The 16,288-nt window shown below is 70.9% G+C and carries 9 protein-coding genes; 6 read left to right on the top strand and 3 right to left on the bottom strand.

Going from position 1 to position 16,288, the window contains the following annotated elements; all coding sequences use genetic code 11:
* Nucleotides 1-51 precede the first annotated feature (51 nt).
* Nucleotides 52-1,602 (top strand): MFS transporter, encoded by a 1,551-nt coding sequence (locus tag HDA39_RS20180; protein WP_337925812.1) that lies wholly within the window; start codon nt 52-54, stop codon nt 1,600-1,602.
* Here HDA39_RS20180 and HDA39_RS20175 read toward each other — a convergent pair.
* From HDA39_RS20175 to HDA39_RS43760, 3 genes are read right to left on the bottom strand one after another with little or no spacing between them, the layout of a single operon-like run.
* A complete protein-coding gene (locus HDA39_RS20175) occupies nt 1,510-2,112 on the bottom strand; it encodes a vitamin K epoxide reductase family protein (RefSeq protein WP_184797274.1) in 603 nt (200 codons plus the stop codon). The genes HDA39_RS20180 and HDA39_RS20175 overlap by 93 nt on opposite strands.
* Before the next feature lie 59 nt (nt 2,113-2,171).
* The gene (locus HDA39_RS20170; RefSeq protein ID WP_184797272.1) at nt 2,172-4,178 is read right to left on the bottom strand and encodes an NHL repeat-containing protein; all 2,007 of its coding nucleotides are present in this window, start codon (nt 4,176-4,178) and stop codon (nt 2,172-2,174) included.
* Nucleotides 4,175-6,127 carry an outer membrane protein assembly factor BamB family protein gene (locus tag HDA39_RS43760; protein WP_184797270.1) on the bottom strand — a complete coding sequence of 651 codons (1,953 nt, stop codon included), beginning with the start codon at nt 6,125-6,127 and terminating at the stop codon, nt 4,175-4,177. Before HDA39_RS43760 ends, HDA39_RS20170 begins: the two co-directional genes overlap by 4 nt.
* 257 nt (nt 6,128-6,384) lie before the next feature.
* Between HDA39_RS43760 and pheS the strand changes: the two genes are divergently transcribed.
* The 5 genes from pheS (at nt 6,385) to HDA39_RS20140 (ending at nt 16,247) form a co-directional block, all read left to right on the top strand.
* On the top strand, nt 6,385-7,494 hold the full coding sequence (pheS, locus tag HDA39_RS20160) for a phenylalanine--tRNA ligase subunit alpha (protein WP_184797268.1): 1,110 nt from the start codon (nt 6,385-6,387) through the stop codon (nt 7,492-7,494).
* Nucleotides 7,494-10,253 carry a phenylalanine--tRNA ligase subunit beta gene (pheT, locus tag HDA39_RS20155; RefSeq protein WP_184797266.1) on the top strand — a complete coding sequence of 920 codons (2,760 nt, stop codon included), beginning with the start codon at nt 7,494-7,496 and terminating at the stop codon, nt 10,251-10,253. The genes pheS and pheT overlap by 1 nt, the downstream gene beginning before the upstream one ends.
* Before the next feature lie 350 nt (nt 10,254-10,603).
* Nucleotides 10,604-12,124 carry a gamma-glutamyltransferase gene (locus tag HDA39_RS20150; protein ID WP_337925811.1) on the top strand — a complete coding sequence of 507 codons (1,521 nt, stop codon included), beginning with the start codon at nt 10,604-10,606 and terminating at the stop codon, nt 12,122-12,124.
* An 814-nt stretch (nt 12,125-12,938) separates the two neighbouring features.
* Nucleotides 12,939-15,179, top strand: a complete 2,241-nt coding sequence (locus HDA39_RS20145) for a hypothetical protein (RefSeq protein WP_184797262.1) — start codon at nt 12,939-12,941, stop codon at nt 15,177-15,179.
* Between the two features lie 87 nt (nt 15,180-15,266).
* Nucleotides 15,267-16,247: a glycosyltransferase family 2 protein gene (locus HDA39_RS20140; protein ID WP_184797260.1), complete on the top strand. Its 981-nt coding sequence runs from the start codon at nt 15,267-15,269 to the stop codon at nt 16,245-16,247.
* Nucleotides 16,248-16,288: the final 41 nt, after the last annotated feature.

Below are 16,288 nucleotides of genomic sequence, written 5' to 3'. Positions count from 1 at the left end.
CTCATTCTAATCCGACTCGCACACTGTTCCAGTTAGTCGTACAGTGTGCGAGTGACTAGTACATCGTTCGAGTCGAGCCAGACGGGGCATCCCCGGCGCTGGTGGATCCTGCTGATTCTGTGTCTGAGCGTGATGGTGCTGGTGGTCGACAACACCGTCCTCAACCTGGCCATCCCGTCGCTGATGCGCGACCTGTCCGCCACCCCGGCCGACGTGCAGTGGATCATCGACGCCTACATCCTGGCGTTCGCCGGTCTGCTGCTGACCGCCGGAAGCCTGTCCGACCGGTACGGCCGGCGCCGGATGCTGGTCGTCGGGCTGGTCGTGTTCGGCCTGGCGTCCCTGCTGGCGACCCTGGCCACGAACCCGTGGCAACTGATCGCCTGCCGCGGGCTGATGGGCGTCGGCGGCTCGCTGCTGATGCCGAGCACGCTGTCGTTGCTGTTCACCGTCTTCCCGCCGGAGGAGCAGCGCAAGGCGATGGCCGCCTGGTCCACCGTCGCGATGGTCGGGGTGGTCGGCGGTCCGACCATCGGCGGCGTCCTGCTCGAGCACTTCTGGTGGGGCTCGATCTTCCTGATCAACGTGCCGATCGCGGTGCTGGCGATCATCGGGACGCTCGTGCTGATCCCGGAGTCGAAGGGACCCGCGCGGGCTGTCGATCCAGTGGGCGCGTTGCTGTCGGTCGTCGGAATGTCCGCGGTGGTCTGGGCGATCATCTCGATCCCCGCCGACGGTCTCGGCTCGGGCCGGGTGCTCGGCGGCCTCGCGATCGGCGTGCTCGGACTGGTCGCTTTCGCCCTGTGGGAACGCCGTACGCCGCACCCGATGGTCCCGCTGCAGCTCTTCAAGGACCGCAACTTCAGCGGGACCAGCCTGTCGATCGTGCTGCTGTCGTTCACCGCGGGCGGGCTGCTGCTCGCGCTGACGCAGTACCTGCAGTTCGTGCTGGCCTACAGCCCGCTCAAGGCCGGCCTCGCCCTCATTCCGTACGCCGTGTCCGCGATGCTCTTCAACGGGGTCGGTGCGACGCTGGGCAAGAAGTTCGCCGACCGCACGCTGATCGCGACCGGCCTGGTCGTCATCGCCGCCGGCTTCGGGATCCTGACCCAGGTCACGATGGACACCGGGTACGGGGTGCTGATCGCCGGCCTGATGGTGATGGGCATCGGCGGCGGCCTGGCCGGCCCGGCGGCGTACACGCTGCTGATGCAGGCCGTCCCCGCCGAGCACCGCGGGGTCGGCTCAGCGATGAACGACACCGTTCAGCAGACCGGCGCCGCGCTGTCGGTCGCCGTACTGGGCAGTGTGCTGGCGGCGGCGTACTCGGCGGCTCTGCCGGACTCGGTGCCTGCCCGCGACTCCATCGCCGACACCCTGGCCCTGGGTCCGGAGTTCGTCCAGGTGGCCCGCGAGGCGTTCACCGACGCGATGTCGATCGCGATGACGGCCGGTCTGGTCGGCGCGGCCGCCGGTGCGTTGGTCGCGCTGTTCGTCCTGCCGCGCCGGTCAGCCGTTCCCGAGCCAGAAGCGGGTCAGGATGATGCCGGTGACGAACAGGGCCCAGGCCCCGATCACGACCGCGTGGTAGCCGCTGAGTGAGCGGACCCAGCGGGAGTCGCGGAAGTTGTGCAGGGTGACGTACCAGAACATCGGGATCGTCACCGCCCACACGACCATGCAGTACGGGCAGAGCGCGCCGATCGTGTAGATGCTCTGGTAGGCCAGCCAGTGGATCAGGACGGCGGCCGCGCTGACGCCGACCTGCAGACCGAGCCAGATCCAGCGCGGGAACCGCACCCCGCTGAGCAGGAGGACGCCGAGGGTGGTGACGATCGCGAAGCCGCCGATGCCGAGCAGCGAGTTCGGGAAGCCGAAGATGGAGGCCTGCGGTGTCACCATCACCGAGCCGCACGACAGCACCGAGTTGATGCTGCAGCTCGGCGTGTAGTTCGGGTCGGTGAGCAGGTGGAACTTCTCCACCGTCAGCACGAACGCCGCCAGGAAGCCGATCGCCCCGCCAACGGCCAGCAGCCACTTCAGGCCGGTGGCGGGGTCACCGGTCTCTGGACTGGCCTCGGTCGCTGAAGCGGTGAGGTCCGCGTTCGTCATCACGTGCTGCCTTCGGTCGTCGGACGATGCATCGATTGTGCCGCACCGTCACACACCGGTCACCGCAGCGGTAGCTGGACCAGGTCGCGATCGGCCAGGCCCCACGCGTGGTGGGTCGGTCGGCCACGCACGGGACTCAGCTGCGGGACCGTGTACCAGCCGTCGCCGAGCTTGTTCACCAGCAGCCGGGCCTGGCCGAGTCCGGGGCCGAGCTGGTAGAGGTTGCCGCCGAAGTTCGTCTCGACGTACACGCGGTCCTCGTGGACGAAGATCTCGCCGTAGCCGGACAGGTTGGCCGTCGCGCGCACCACCTCGCCGGTGCGCAGGTTGTAGGTGAACCAGCCGCCGCTGGTGCGCTTCAGTACGCCGTACAGGAGGCCGCGGTGGACCGCGACGCTCTGGATGGACCGTTCGCCGGCCAGCGGTTCGGCGGTCCAGAGCAGGCGGCGGCGCCGGAGGTCGAACGCGCCGATCGCGGCCGAGGTCCGGGTCGGGGTGATGCCGCCACCGCCGACCACGTCGCCGCCGAGGTAGGCGATGCCGTCGACGATCGAGACCGACATGATGCTCTGGTCCGGCAGCAGGTTCGGGTGGACGTCCATCCGGCCGGTCCGGACGTCCAGCAACGTGAGCGCGCCGACCAGCTTTCCGGTCCCCGGCGCGGAGGCGATCGCGAGCAGTCCGCTCCGTTCGTCGTACGCCGCCTGCCAGGGGCGGAGCTGCTGGTGGCCGATGAACCCGAAGCTGTGCACGTCCGTGGTCCGTGGGTCGATCCGGACCACCTCGGTGCTCGGGTAGAGCGCGGAGTAGAGGTGGCCGTCTCGCCAGGTCAGCGTCTTGGCCTCGCCCGGTACGCGGATCCGGCGGCTGGTACGCCGGGTGAGCGAGTGCTCGGTGACGACCCAGTGGCCGCCGACGTACAGGTGGGGCATCCCGAGCTCGATGGACTGCGGCTTGTCGGCGGCCGGGACGAACCCGGCGTCGACCAGGTCCAGCAGCTCGAACTGTCCGGTGCCGAGGTCGAGCCACCACAGCACGCCCGACCCGGTCGCGCCGAGCAGCGTCGTGCCGTCGAGGAGCACCAGCCGGCGGTGCTCGTCGGCCGGCGCCGGCGTCGCCACCGCGGTGAGCGTCACGTCGTCGGGACCGCAGGACCACACGCTCCCGGCGCCGCGCGTGGTCACGTACGCCGTACCGTCCGCGGCGACCGTGATCGCGTCGATGCCGGTCTGGCCGTTCGGCAGCGGCACCACGCGAACGTTCCCGCCGTCGAGATCCATGCTCAGCAAGGCGCCGCTGCTGCCCACGAAGAGCCGGTCGGTCGTGGCCGCGAACGGTCCGAAGGTCTGCCCGCGGACGGCGTCCGGTGTGAGGTCGCGGAATCCGCCGCCGGTCCGGTCGTAGGCGACCAGCTGGGACGGCGTGTAGATGCCCGCGTACACCGACGAACCGGCCGCGCCGACGTACCGGCCGTACTGCGCTCCGGTCACCGGGGCGCCGAGTCGCGTCAGGGCCTGCGTGGCCGGATCGATCTGCCAGACCGTGCCGTTGGGATAGCTGACCGCGAAGACCTGGCCGTCGGGAGCCGTCACCAGGTCCCAGACGAACCCGCCCGCGCCGGCCAGGCTGCCGACCCGGGTCAGGGCGGCGGTCGCCGGGTCGAAGCAGTAGACGTCGGCGACCGGGTACAGCCCGACGTAGATCTTGCCTGCGGCAACCGTCATCGCCCAGCCGCCTTCGCCGACCGGGAGGTCGGTGGTGCGGACGACCCGGCGGGTGGCGAGGTCGACCTCGACCAGCTTCGGCGGCACGATGCCGCGGGTGATCAGGTACGCCCGCCCGTCGTGCACGACCATCGCGACCACCGCTGCCGTCGAGCAGGCCGGGCCGAACCGGGGAAGGGCGGAGCCATCGATCGGTGCGGCAGAGGGGCTTGGGAGCGCCGCCGTCGTGGCGGACGGGCCTGCGAGCGCCGGCGTTGTGGTCAGGGCGGCCGCCGTACTGGCGACGATTCCGCCGGCCAGCACCGTGCGCCGCGACACCATCCCTGCTGCGTGTTCCGTCATCGGTGGGCTCCCGCCGGGTTGGTGATGCGGATCAGGTCGCGGCCCTTGATCGTGTAGAGGGCGTCGCCGGAGTGGGAGGCCGTGATCAGTGGGTAGCTGTAGATCTGGGCGTCCAGTCCGTCGACGACCGTGCTCACGGCCGGCACGCGTCCCGGCCTGACTTCGAAGACGCGTTTGTTGTCCGCACCGAACAGCCGGCCGCGGGCGATCGCCAACCGGCTCTGGCCGGCGCCGATCGTCTGCGTGCTGAGCACCTTGCCCGTGCGTTGGTCGAGTACGGCGAGCCGCCCGTCGTCGGTGGTGGCGTAGAGGCGTCCGCGGAACGGGACCACATCGCTGAACGTCTGCGCGCCAGCGACCGCCGCGACCTCCCACAGCGTCCGGTTACGGCGCAGGTCGAAGGCGACAATCGTTGCTTCCGGCAACAGCGGGGTGGTGCCGAGGCTGTTGCGGGTCGCACCTCCGAGGTAGGCGATGCCGTCGTCGGCGCCGACCGACCGGACCGACTGATGCGGTACGACGCCGCGGTGCACCTCGCGCCGCCCGGTCCCGAGCTGCTGCTCGGTCAGCGTTCCGTCGTACTTGCCGTAGTCGGGCTCGGTCGAGATCAGCAGCGTCCGCGTCCGCTCGTCGTAGGCCTCGTCGGTCGGGCGGGTCTGCTCGTTCTCGATCCGGCCGTACTCGTGCAGCCCGGTGCCGTCGGGTTTCATCGCCCAGAGCCGGGCCAGCGTGTAGACGCCGAGGTGGACGTCGCGCCCGACCGGCGTGAGGGTCTTGGCCTCGCCCGGCAGGAAGACCCGGCGGTTCGTGCCCGCCTTCAAGGCGTGCACCTGGATCCCCGCCTTGCCGCTGACCAGCACCGTGTCCCGCGTCGCGGCGATGCCCATCGCCTGCTCCGGCGCGGGTGGGAGCCCTGCGGCGCCGAGATCGGTGCCGCTGAAGGTGCCGGTCGCCTCGTCGAAGGTGACGACCTCGCTGGTCAGCTCGGCCCGGATCGTGGAGCCGTCGACGAAGATCCGGTTGAAGTACGCGCCGTCGTACGGCGAACCGAGCCGCTGCAGCTCGCCGCCCCGGCTGCGGTAGAGCGTGCCGGACGGGCGGGTGCCCAGGTACACGTCCCCGGTGGGTTCGTCGACGGTGATCGCGGTGACGTACTGGTCGCCGCCCGGAGGCTGCACCTCGACCGGCTCGGCCAGGTTCGCGGTGTCGAACACCAGCATCGTCCCGGTCGGGGACAGGCCCGCGGCCAGCTTGCCGCCGGCCAGCGCGAGAGTGGCGACGAACGTCCGGTCGGCGTACCGGGCGGGCAGGATGTCGCGGCGCTCGCCGCTGGCCCGGTCGATCGCGACCAGGTGGGCCTTGGTGCCGACGCCCGCGTAGATGGTGGTCTCGTCGGCCGCGATGCTGCGCACGTACTGCTCGCCGGGGAAGGCAGCGCCGTACGAGCGGGTGGCGCCGGTGGCCGGGTCGTACTCGTGCACGCCACCGTCCGGGTAGGTGCCGGCGACGATCCGGCCGTCCGGAGTGGCCGCGATCGACCAGATGAACGAGCCGAACCGCGCGACCTTCGTCAGGGCGCCCGTGACGGTGTCGATCTTGTAGACGTCACCCGGCGTGTAGAGGCCGATGTAGAGGTCGGTGCCGAGATGGGTCATCGCCCAGGCGCCGGCGCCGGTGGGCAGCGCGATCTTGCGATCGATCGTGCGGGTGGCTGGGTCGAACGCGCCGACCTGGACGGGGGAGACCCCGGAGGTCGCGGTCCAGATCCGGTCGCCGACCTGCTCGGCGACGCTGGTCGAGGTGACCGCGGAGGCCGGGCCGAGGTTCTCCACCGTGACTGCGGCCGGTGGGGGCGGTGCGGCGGCCGCGCTCGGGCCGGGGTTCGCGGTGAGGGTGAGGATCAGGGCGACGGCGACGAGGACCGCCGATGGTGCGAAACGCTGGTGCACAACGCCTCCCGGGACGGACGGGCCCTGGTTACGGGCATGGCCGAAGTCGACTTAGGAGCATGCTGAAATTAACCGGGACCCTACGAGCGGCGGCCCGGGGAGTCAACAGATCGGGCGCTTGAACTTGCGCAGGGCTTGTCGCGACCGCGCAACAACGCGCAGCGGCGCGGCCTGTGGACAACCGATTCACGCTCGGGCGCCGCGGGTTCCTAGACTGCCAGCAGCCCCGTTAGGTACCAGCGACCCGAGAGCGAGCCATGTCCGGTCCCAACAAGAACTACGACCCCGTCGAGGTGACTCCGTTGCACGCCGACGAGGTCGAACGGACGCGGGACGAGGCCGTGTCCGCTTTCCTTCACGCCGTGGACCTTGCCGGGTTGCAGGAAGCCAAGCTGGCCCACCTCGGCGAGCGGTCGCCGATCGCACTGGCCAACCGCGAGATCGGCGCGCTGCCGCCGCAGGGCCGCAAGGAGGCCGGCCAGCGGATCGGCTCGGCCCGCAAGGCGATCAACGACGCGTACGCCGGCCGCCTGACCGTGCTCGAGGCCGAGCACGAGGAGCGGATGCTGGCCACCGAGCAGGTCGACGTGACGCTGCCGTGGACCGGCCCGCAGCCCGGTGCGCGGCACCCGCTGTCGCTGATCTCCGAGCAGGTCGCCGACGTCTTCACCGCGCTCGGCTGGGACGTCGCCGAAGGTCCCGAGGTCGAGGCCGAGTGGCTGAACTTCGACGCCCTGAACTTCCAGCCCGACCACCCGGCGCGGCAGATGCAGGACACCTTCTTCGTCGAGCCGGCCGGCTCCGGGACGGTCCTGCGGACCCACACCTCGCCGGTGCAGGCCCGCTCGATGCTGACCCGCAAGCCCCCGATCTACGTGATCTGCCCGGGCCGCGTGTTCCGCACCGACGAGCTCGACGCGACGCACACGCCGGTCTTCTACCAGGTCGAGGGCCTGGTGGTGGACGAGGGCATCACGCTCGCGCACCTCAAGGGCACGCTGGACCACTTCGTCGTGTCGATGTTCGGCGAGGGCCTGGAGGCGCGGCTGCGGCCGAACTTCTTTCCCTTCACCGAGCCGTCGGCCGAGGTCGATCTCAAGTGCTTCGTCTGCCGCGGCGCCTCCGTCGGCAACCCCGATCGCCCGTGCCGCACCTGCGGCAGCGAGGGCTGGATCGAGTGGGGCGGCTGCGGCGTGGTCAACCCGCGGGTCCTGCAGGCCTGCGGCATCGACCCCGAGCGGTACTCGGGGTTCGCGTTCGGGATGGGCCTGGAGCGGACGCTGATGTTCCGCAACGGGGTGGAGGACATGCGGGACATGGTCGAGGGTGACGTGCGGTTCAGCCGCCAGTTCGGGATGGAGATCTGATGCGGGTCCCACTGTCGTGGCTTCGTGAGTACGTCGAGCTGCCGGACGACGTGACCGGCCGGCAGGTCGGCGAGAAGCTGATCCGGGCCGGGCTCGAGGTGGAGACCGTCGTCGAGTCCGACCTGACCGGTCCGCTGGTGGTCGGCAAGGTGCTGACCTTCGAGCCGGAGCCGCAGAAGAACGGCAAGACCATCCGCTGGTGCTCGCTCGACATCGGCAAGGACGAGCCGCAGTGGGTCGTCTGCGGGGCGAGCAACTTCGAGGTCGGCGACCTGGTCGTCGTCGTGCTGCCCGGCGCGGTGCTGCCGGGCGGGTTCGCGATCGCGGCCCGCAAGACCTACGGCCACGTCTCGGCCGGGATGATCTGCTCGAGCGCCGAGCTCGGGCTGGGCGACGACGGCACGCACGGCATCGTGGTGCTGAAGCCGGGCGAGGCGACGCCGGGCGACGACGCGATCGACCTGCTCTCGCTGCGCGACGACGTACTGGACATCGCGGTCACGCCGGATCGTGGGTACTGCTTGTCCATCCGCGGGGTGGCCCGCGAGGCTGCGACGGCGTACGGGGTGCCGCTGAAGGATCCGGCCGGGCTGGCGGTCAACGGTTCGGGCTCCGGCGGGTATCCGGTGCGCGTCGAGGACGCCGACGGGTGCAGCGTGTTCGTGACCCGGACGGTGACCGGCATCGACCCGAAGGCGCCGTCGCCGCGCTGGCTGCAGCAGCGGCTGGTCGCGTCGGGGATGCGGCCGATCTCGATCGGCGTCGACGTCACCAACTACGTGATGCTCGAGCTGGGCCAGCCGATCCACGGGTACGACAAGGACCGGCTGAGCGGCGACATCGTCGTCCGGCGCGCGACGGCCGGCGAGAAGCTGATGACGCTCGACGACCAGACGCGTGAGCTGGACACCGAGGACCTGCTGATCACCGACGACTCCGGCCCGATCGGCATCGCCGGCGTGATGGGCGGCGCCTCGACCGAGATCTCCGAGTCGACCACCGACGTGGTGATCGAGGCGGCGCACTTCGACCCGATCGTGATCGCGCGCGCCTCGCGGCGGCACAAGCTGTCGTCGGAGGCGTCGCGCCGCTTCGAGCGCGAGGTCGACCCGGCGCTCCCGCGGTACGCCGCGCAGCGGGTCGCCGACCTGCTGGCGGAGCTCGCCGGCGGGACGATCCTGGCCGAGGAGACCTTGATCGACACGCATCCGGCGGCCCCGGCGGTGACCTTCCGGGCGGACCACGCGGCGCGGGTTGCTGGTGCGTCGATCACGGTGGAGGAGACGCTGCGGCACCTGCGGTCGGTGGGTTGCGCGGTCGCTCTCGCGCCCGCCGACGCGACCCCGTCGGCGTTCGCCGTCAGCTCGGCGGGCGCGATCGCGTCGGCGTTCGCCGTCGGCTCGGCGGGCGCGACGGTGTCCGGCGCCGTTCTCGGCGGACTCGACCCCGTTCTCGGCGGACCCGACGCCGCGCGTGCCCTGTCGGGCTCCGGCTCCACCGGGTCGTCGCGCGGCGAAGCCGTCGCGGATCGGGGCGACGGCACCTCTCTCCCCACCTCATCCATCAACGGCACCGACCTGGTGCTGGCGACCCCGCCGTCGTGGCGGCCCGACTTGCGCGACCCCAACGACTTCGCCGAGGAAGTCATTCGGCTGTTCGGGTTCGACAACGTGCCGTCGGTGTTGCCGCCCGCTCCTGGTGGGCAGGGGCTGACGGTGTCGCAGCGTCGGCGTCGCCGGGTCGCCACCGCGCTGGTGGGTGCTGGGCTGACCGAGGTCGTGTCGTACCCGTTCGTGGGGGAGGCCGATTTCGACGCGATGGGGCTGCCGGCGGACGACGTACGCCGTACGACGGTGAAGCTGGTCAACCCGTTGTCCGACGAGGAGCCGTCGATGCAGACGACGCTCCTGCCGACGCTGCTGCGGACCGCCGAACGCAACGTCGGTCGCGGTTCGACCGACCTGGCGATCTTCCAGACCAGCCTCGTCTTCACCCCGCGCCCGGACGCCAAGCCGGCGCCACTGCCGGCCGTCGCGCAGCGTCCGACCGACGCCGAGCTCAAGGCCCTGTACGACGCGCTGCCCGAGCAGCCGCTGCACATCGGCGTCGTGCTCACCGGTGCGCGGACGCCCACCGGCTGGTGGGGCAAGGGCCAGCAGGTCAGCTGGGCCGACGCCGTCCAGGTCGCGCGCGCGATCGCGACGTCGGTCGGCGTCGAGCCGGCCGTTCGCAACGTAGAGCGCGCGCCGTGGCACCCGGGGCGCTGTGCTGAGTTGACGGTCGCCGGCCCGGCCGATGCTCGCGCGGGAGGCGACGTCGCGATCGGTCGCGTTGTCATCGGGTACGCAGGTGAGTTGCATCCGAAGGTGTGTCAGGCGTTCGGCCTGCCGGCGCGTTCGAGTGCGGTCGAGCTGAACCTCGACGCGCTGATCGCGGCCGGTCCGGCCACGGTCACGGCGCAGCCGTTCTCGTCGTACCCGGTGGCCAAGGAGGACGTGGCGCTGATCGTCGCGGCCGACGTACCGGCCGCCGACGTCGAGGCCGCGCTGTCCGAGGGCGCCGGCGACCTGCTGGAGTCGATCCGGCTGTTCGACGTCTACACCGGCGAGCAGATCGGCGAGGGCAAGAAGTCCCTCGCCTTCGCGCTCCGCTTCCGCGCACCGGACCGGACCCTCAAGGAGAACGAGGTCGCCGACACCCGCCAGGCCGCCGTCCAGGTCGCCGTCGACCGCTTCAATGCGGTCCAGCGCGTCGGCTGACCGATGAACGCCACTGCCGTCGGGGTCGCCCCGCATCGGTTCGCCGGTGCGGGGCCGACCGGTACCAGGTCTGTGGCAGGTGCGGGCGAGTTCGCGGCCTGCCGCGGCGGGGCGGAGTCGGCGGTTCGGCTTGCCGGTGCGGGGGAGCGGGCAACTGCTCGTCGGGCCGGGTGTGCTCGCAGCCGTCGCCGAGGACGCCGAGTCGTCTCCGTGCAGGGGCGGTTGGGTCGCCTTCCGGTGCTGGGCCGACGGGCGGCAGGTGCTGGGTGTGCAGGTGCTCGCCGTGCCGGGTGTGCGGCCGCCCGTCGTATCGGGTGTGTGGGCTGATGGGGGCGCATCCTCGGGTGGCGGTGGCTGCGCCCAACCGGACGGCGGCTGAGGCGGGCGTGCGGTTGGCGGCGGAGGGCGGTAACGCGGTGGATGCCGCGATCGCCGCGACGCTGGTCACGATGGTGAACGAGATCGGGGTGGTCTCGCCGGCCTCGGGTGGGTTCGTCACGTTGCAGGTGGCCGGTGGTGAGCCGGTCACCATCGACGGCTGGGTGGAGATGCCGGGCCGCGGGCTGCCCGAGGACCGGTTCGGGCGTGGGATCTGGGACGTGACCACCGACTACGGCGGCGGTACGACGACCACGGTCGGGCACGGTTCGGTCGCGACGCCGGGCGGCATGAAGGCGCTCGACCTCGCGCACCGCCGTTCCGGCAAGGCGCCGTGGAACGAGGTCGTGAAGCCCGCGATCGAGGTCGCGCGGCAGGGCTTCACGCTGAGCCGCACCTCGGGGTACTACCTCGGCTACACCCACGACATCATCTTCGGTTGGCACCAGCCGAGCCACGGCGTCGTACACGACGACGAGGGCCAGGTGATCAAGGCCGGCACCACCGTCGTCATCCCCGAGCTGGCCGAGGCCCTGGAGCTGATCGCCGAGGCCGGCGCCGAGACCATGTACACCGGCGAGCTCGCCCGCCTGCTCGTGCACGACATGCAGACCAACGACGGCATCCTCACCGCCGAGGACCTCGCGGCGTACGAGGCGATCGTCCGGCCGGCGCTGGTCGTCAAGCAGAACGGCTGGAGCCTCGCGACCAATCCGCCGCCCGCCGTCGGCGGGGTCGCCGTCGCGGCGATGCTGGCGCTGCTCGACGGCGTACCGGCCCAGGGCGCCTGGAACCCGGCCGAGCTGGAGCGTCTGGTCGAGGTCCAGCATGCTGTGTTCGGCCGGCGCTTGGCCGAGCTCGACGAGGAGGACGTACGCCGCCTCGAAGGCCAGAAGCTGCTCGACCTTGCCTCGGCCGGCGACCTGCGCGCGCTCACTTCACCCAGTACGGCGACCGTCTCCGTCGTCGACGACGAGGGCGACGCCTGCGCGATCACGGTCTCGTCCGGGTATGGCTCCGGGGTGATGACGCCCGGCACCGGCATCTGGCTCAACAACGCCCTCGGCGAGCAGGAGCTGCTGGCCGGCGGCCCGCACAGCCTCGCCCCCGGCACCCGCCTCACCTCGAACATGGCCCCCAGCGTCGCCCGCCGCGCCAGCGACGGCGCGGTCCTCGCCATCAGCTCCCCAGGCTCGGACCGGATCCCCACCGCGATCGCCCAGACCTACGCCCTCTACACCCACGGCGGCCTGTCCCTGGAGGAAGCCGTCGAACACCCCCGCCTCCACGTCCGAGTCCGCGCGGACGTCGTAGTCGACCACGAGGACGACCTAGAACTCACCGCCGCAACCACCAGCCTCCCTCTCCGCCCCATGCCACCCCACTCCATGTACTTCGGTGGCGTAGCCGCCGCCTTCTGGTCCCCCGACACCGGCCTACAAGCAGTCGGCGACCCCCGCCGCACCGGAGCAACCGCAGTCTCCAACCCCTGACCCGCAACACCACCTGCCACCACCACCCTCGCGACACCAGCGCCCCCTAGCCCCGCGCCCCGGCACCAGCGGCGCGCGGTGCACCAGCCCTGCGGAACCAACTCCGCGCACCCCGCTGCCCGCGCAGCACCGCGGCTCGGCGCACCGCCAGCGTCCCTCGCGCCCCGGCGCTTCGCGCACCCCCGCGCACTCCGCGCGTGTCCGCGCCCCCGGGTGTCCGCGCACCCGCGCGCGCCGCGCACCCGCGCGCGTCTCCGCGCACCCGCGCGGCCTGGCGTCGCCCCTCGCCGCCCCGCACCGCCTGCGCCCGCGCTTTGCGCACTCCGTGCACTCCACGCACCTCGCGTGTCCGCGCACCGCCCGCGTGTCCGCGCTCATCTCGCGCACCCCCGCCTTCACCTAGGCACCACCCTGTTGTGCCGGCCTGGCTGGCTCGGTGGGCTGGGCTGGAGCCCGGCAACGTCGGGCTGCTGCTGGTACTGGCGGCTCGTTCTCGGTGCGGGCGGGCACCTCGTTCAGCGCGTTTGACCGGCTCGGGCAAGTCTGGCTGTGATGTCTGGGGTGGTTGCGGACATGGACAGGTATGACCCGCTACTCCGATCCGTCCGAAGGCGTTGTGCTCGAAGGGGCCCGACACCGCACGCAGCGTTCCGTGGGGCTTACAGGAAGTTGCCTTCGTCAACGGGACAACACCATCGGCGGTCGGATCCGTCTTCTGGGTATGGTGCTGGTCGAGAAGCTTCCGGGCCCGGTCGTTCAGCGGTGGACGGGTCGGGGTGGCCTCCGATTGTTGCCTTGGGCACTTACTGTGCTGGTGGCGGTCTTCGGGGCGGTTCACACGGGTGTCCCGCTTGCGACGGTGCTGGGCTACGACTTGTACTTCGTGGTCGGCGTCGTGCTGCCCGGGCTTCTACTGGTCCGCGCGTTCTGGCGCAGTACCGGCAACTGGGTGGAGGACTTCGCGCTCGGTGCGGCGGTCGGGATCGTGTACCAGTTCGCGGGCTGGGCCGGCTTCACCGCGCTCGGCATCCAGCCCTGGCTGAAGCTCTGGCCGGCTGCGCTGCTCGTCGCCTTCGCCGTCGTGCCGAAGCTCAGGCAGTACTGGCGAATCGCCACCCCGGCGCCGTTGCCGCACGTGTGGTCCTGGGGTGTGGCCCTCTCGCTCGCCGTGATGCTGTTCGCGGTGCTGACCGGCCCGATGCTGTACCACCTCGCACCTGGTGTCGCCGAGAACAACCTCGACCAGCAGTTCACGCCGGCGTACCACCAGGACATGCTCTTCCACCTGTCGATGGTTCATGAGCTGATGCGGTCGGTGCCGCCGCAGTTGCCGCAGGTCGCCGGGCTTCCGCTGGACTACCACTGGTTCGCCAACGCCGACATGGCCGCGGCCGCGCACCTCACCGGCCTGTCGCCGGAGCTCGTCCTCTTCCGGCTGTGGCCCGTCCCGCTCACCGCCGTCGTCGTCCTGCTGACGGCGACGCTCGCCCGGCAGGTCAGCCGGCAGTGGATCGCGGCGGTGATCGCGGTCGCGATCCTGGCGGTCCCGGCGTCCGGAGCGTTGATCGGCCACCGTCGGCTCTCGGTCGTCGGCAACCTGATCTACTACCCGAGCCCCTCGCAGACGTTCGCGCTGGTCGTCCTGACGGCGGCCGCGGTGTTCTTCGTCGAGGCCCTCTACCGCCGTGGCCGACCAGGTGTCTGGGTGCTGGCCACAGCACTGGCCGTCGTCGGTGGAGGTGCCAAGCCGACAGTGCTTCCGCTGCTGCTGGGTGGTGCCGGCCTTGCCGGGCTCTACCTGGCCGTGCGCAAACGAGGGGTCCCCGCCAGGTCTCTGCTCGCCTGCGGGTTCCTCCTGATCGCCGGAGTGATCGCGATGCTGACCGTCACCGGCAGCACCGGTGGATCCGGTCTGAGACCACTGGCTGTCCTGCGGACCATGGGTACGCCGTACAGGGCGACAACCGGCGACACCTCCCTCGCTGCGACCGGGGACTTCCTGCTGCGGCCGATCGCGGAGGGGCGAGTCAGCGCGGTGCTGGTCCTGCTGGCCGTGGTCCTGATCGGTCAGGTCGGCCTGCTGGTCGGAGCGGGGTTGCTGGCGTCCCGGCGCACCCGCACCGACCCCACGGCCTGGTTCCTGCTCGGGACGCTGGCTGCGGCCTGGGCAGCCTTCCTCCTGGTGGATCACCCGTCATCGAGCGAGTTCTACTTCCTCCGCGGAGCAGTCCCCTTCGCGGCCGTCGCTGCCGCCTGGATGGTGACTGTCGCGATCCGCGGTCGCGCCGTCCACCATCTCGCCGGACCAGTAGTGGCCAGCCTGCTGTACGGCGTACTGATCTTCGCCGCGCAGCAGTGGGTCGAGGAGCCAGTCCTCGGCACCGGCTGGACTGCTGTGCTCTCAGTGGCTCGTGGCGTGGTCGTCTTCGTGGTGCTCGCCCTGCTCGCCTGGTTCTGCTGGCACCGGGTAGTGGCCGCCCGAGCTGACCTGGCAGGGGTGGGCTTGCTCGTGCCCGTACTGGTCGTCATGGGCATGGCGTTCAGCAGCATGGTCGACCAAGCCCGGAGCTCTCGGGAGTCGACGGCGCCACTGGTCTACTCCGCCAAGTACGGCCTCTACAACGCGGACGAGCAGGAGGCCGCGAGCTGGCTGCAGCAGCACTCGGCGCCGGACGACGTCGTCGCGACCAATACAGCCTGCTTGTCCCAACGCCGGGACTGCGTCGCACTGGGCTACCTCGTCAGCGGTCTGGCCGGTCGCCGGACTCTGCTGGAAGGCTGGGGCTACACCCAGCAGGTGATGAGCCTGCACGGCATCGGCGGCAAGGGCTACATGCTGCAGCCCTCGCCTTGGCGGGACCGGTGGGAGCTGACGACCCGCCTGTTCTCGCGGCCGGACCCCTCGGCCATCCGGAGCGCCCGCGATCGGTACGGCGTGCGCTGGCTCTTCGTCGACCGCGTGAACGGGCGCCCGGCCACCGTCGCCACCGGCGAAGGCGTCGAAGTGGCGTTCCGCAACCGCGGCGTCACCGTGGTGCGAATCACCGGCAACTAACTGCCAATTCACCGGCAGAAGCATCTTTTCGGGCTTTTGGAGCGTTCTTGTTTACTGTGGAGAGAAAATCAGCTGGGGGTGGGTTCGATGGGCGAGCAGGTTCCTGACCTGTCCGTTGTCGTGCCGATGTACGACGAGCAAGAGGTGCTGCCGATCTTCTTCGACCGGATGCGGCCGCTGCTGGACGGACTCGGGGTCAGCTACGAGCTGCTCGTCGTCGACGACGGCAGCCGCGACGCGACCGCCTCGATGCTGCTCGCGGCCGCGACCGACTGGCCCCAGCTGCGCCTGGTCCGCCTGCTGCGCAACTCCGGGCACCAGGCCGCCATCTCGGCGGGCTTCCGCCGGGCTCGCGGCAACTACGTGGTCACCATCGACGCCGACCTGCAGGACCCGCCCGAGGTGATCGCCGAGCTGCTGGCGACCGCGCGGGACCGGGACGTCGACGTCGTGTACGGCGTCCGGTCGGACCGTTCCAGCGACAGCTGGGCGAAACGCACCACCGCGAGAATGTATTACCGTTTGATGTGTCGCCTGGTCGGCCGCGACATTCCTTTCGACGCCGCCGATTTCCGGCTGGTCTCGCGGCGGGTGGTGGACGCGGTGAACGCGTTGCCCGAGGACGGTCGCGTGTTCCGGCTGGTGATTCCGTGGCTCGGTTTCCCGAGTGCCGAGGTCCGGTACGTCCGGGCCGAGCGGGCCGCCGGCGTGACGAAGTACAACCTGCGCAAGATGCTCCGGCTCGCGTTCGACAGCGTGACGGCCTTCTCGGCCGCGCCGCTGCGCCTGGCGACCTGGCTCGGCCTGTTCGGCGGGCTGCTGTCGGTGGCGTTCGTGATCGGCGCGCTGGCGATCAAGCTGACCGGCCAGAGCATCCCTGGCTGGACGTCGACCGTCCTGGCCGTGGCCGTGATCGGTGCGATCCAGCTGCTGTGCCTGGGCCTCCTGGGGGAGTACGTCGCCCGCCTGTTCCAGTCGAGTCAGAAACGGCCGCAGTTCCTGGTCGGCTACGACAGTCTCGACGACAGCGGCCACCAGGCCCTGGAGCGGGAAATCCTACCGACTTGACCCTCGTCGACCTTGCTCCCGCCGGTCCGACGGAGCGTTCC

It is taken from the genome of Kribbella italica (genome assembly GCF_014205135.1).
In the GTDB taxonomy this organism is placed as follows: domain Bacteria; phylum Actinomycetota; class Actinomycetes; order Propionibacteriales; family Kribbellaceae; genus Kribbella; species Kribbella italica.
Note: the sequence above shows the minus strand (reverse complement) of the source record. Positions and strands in the feature narration are given on the sequence as shown.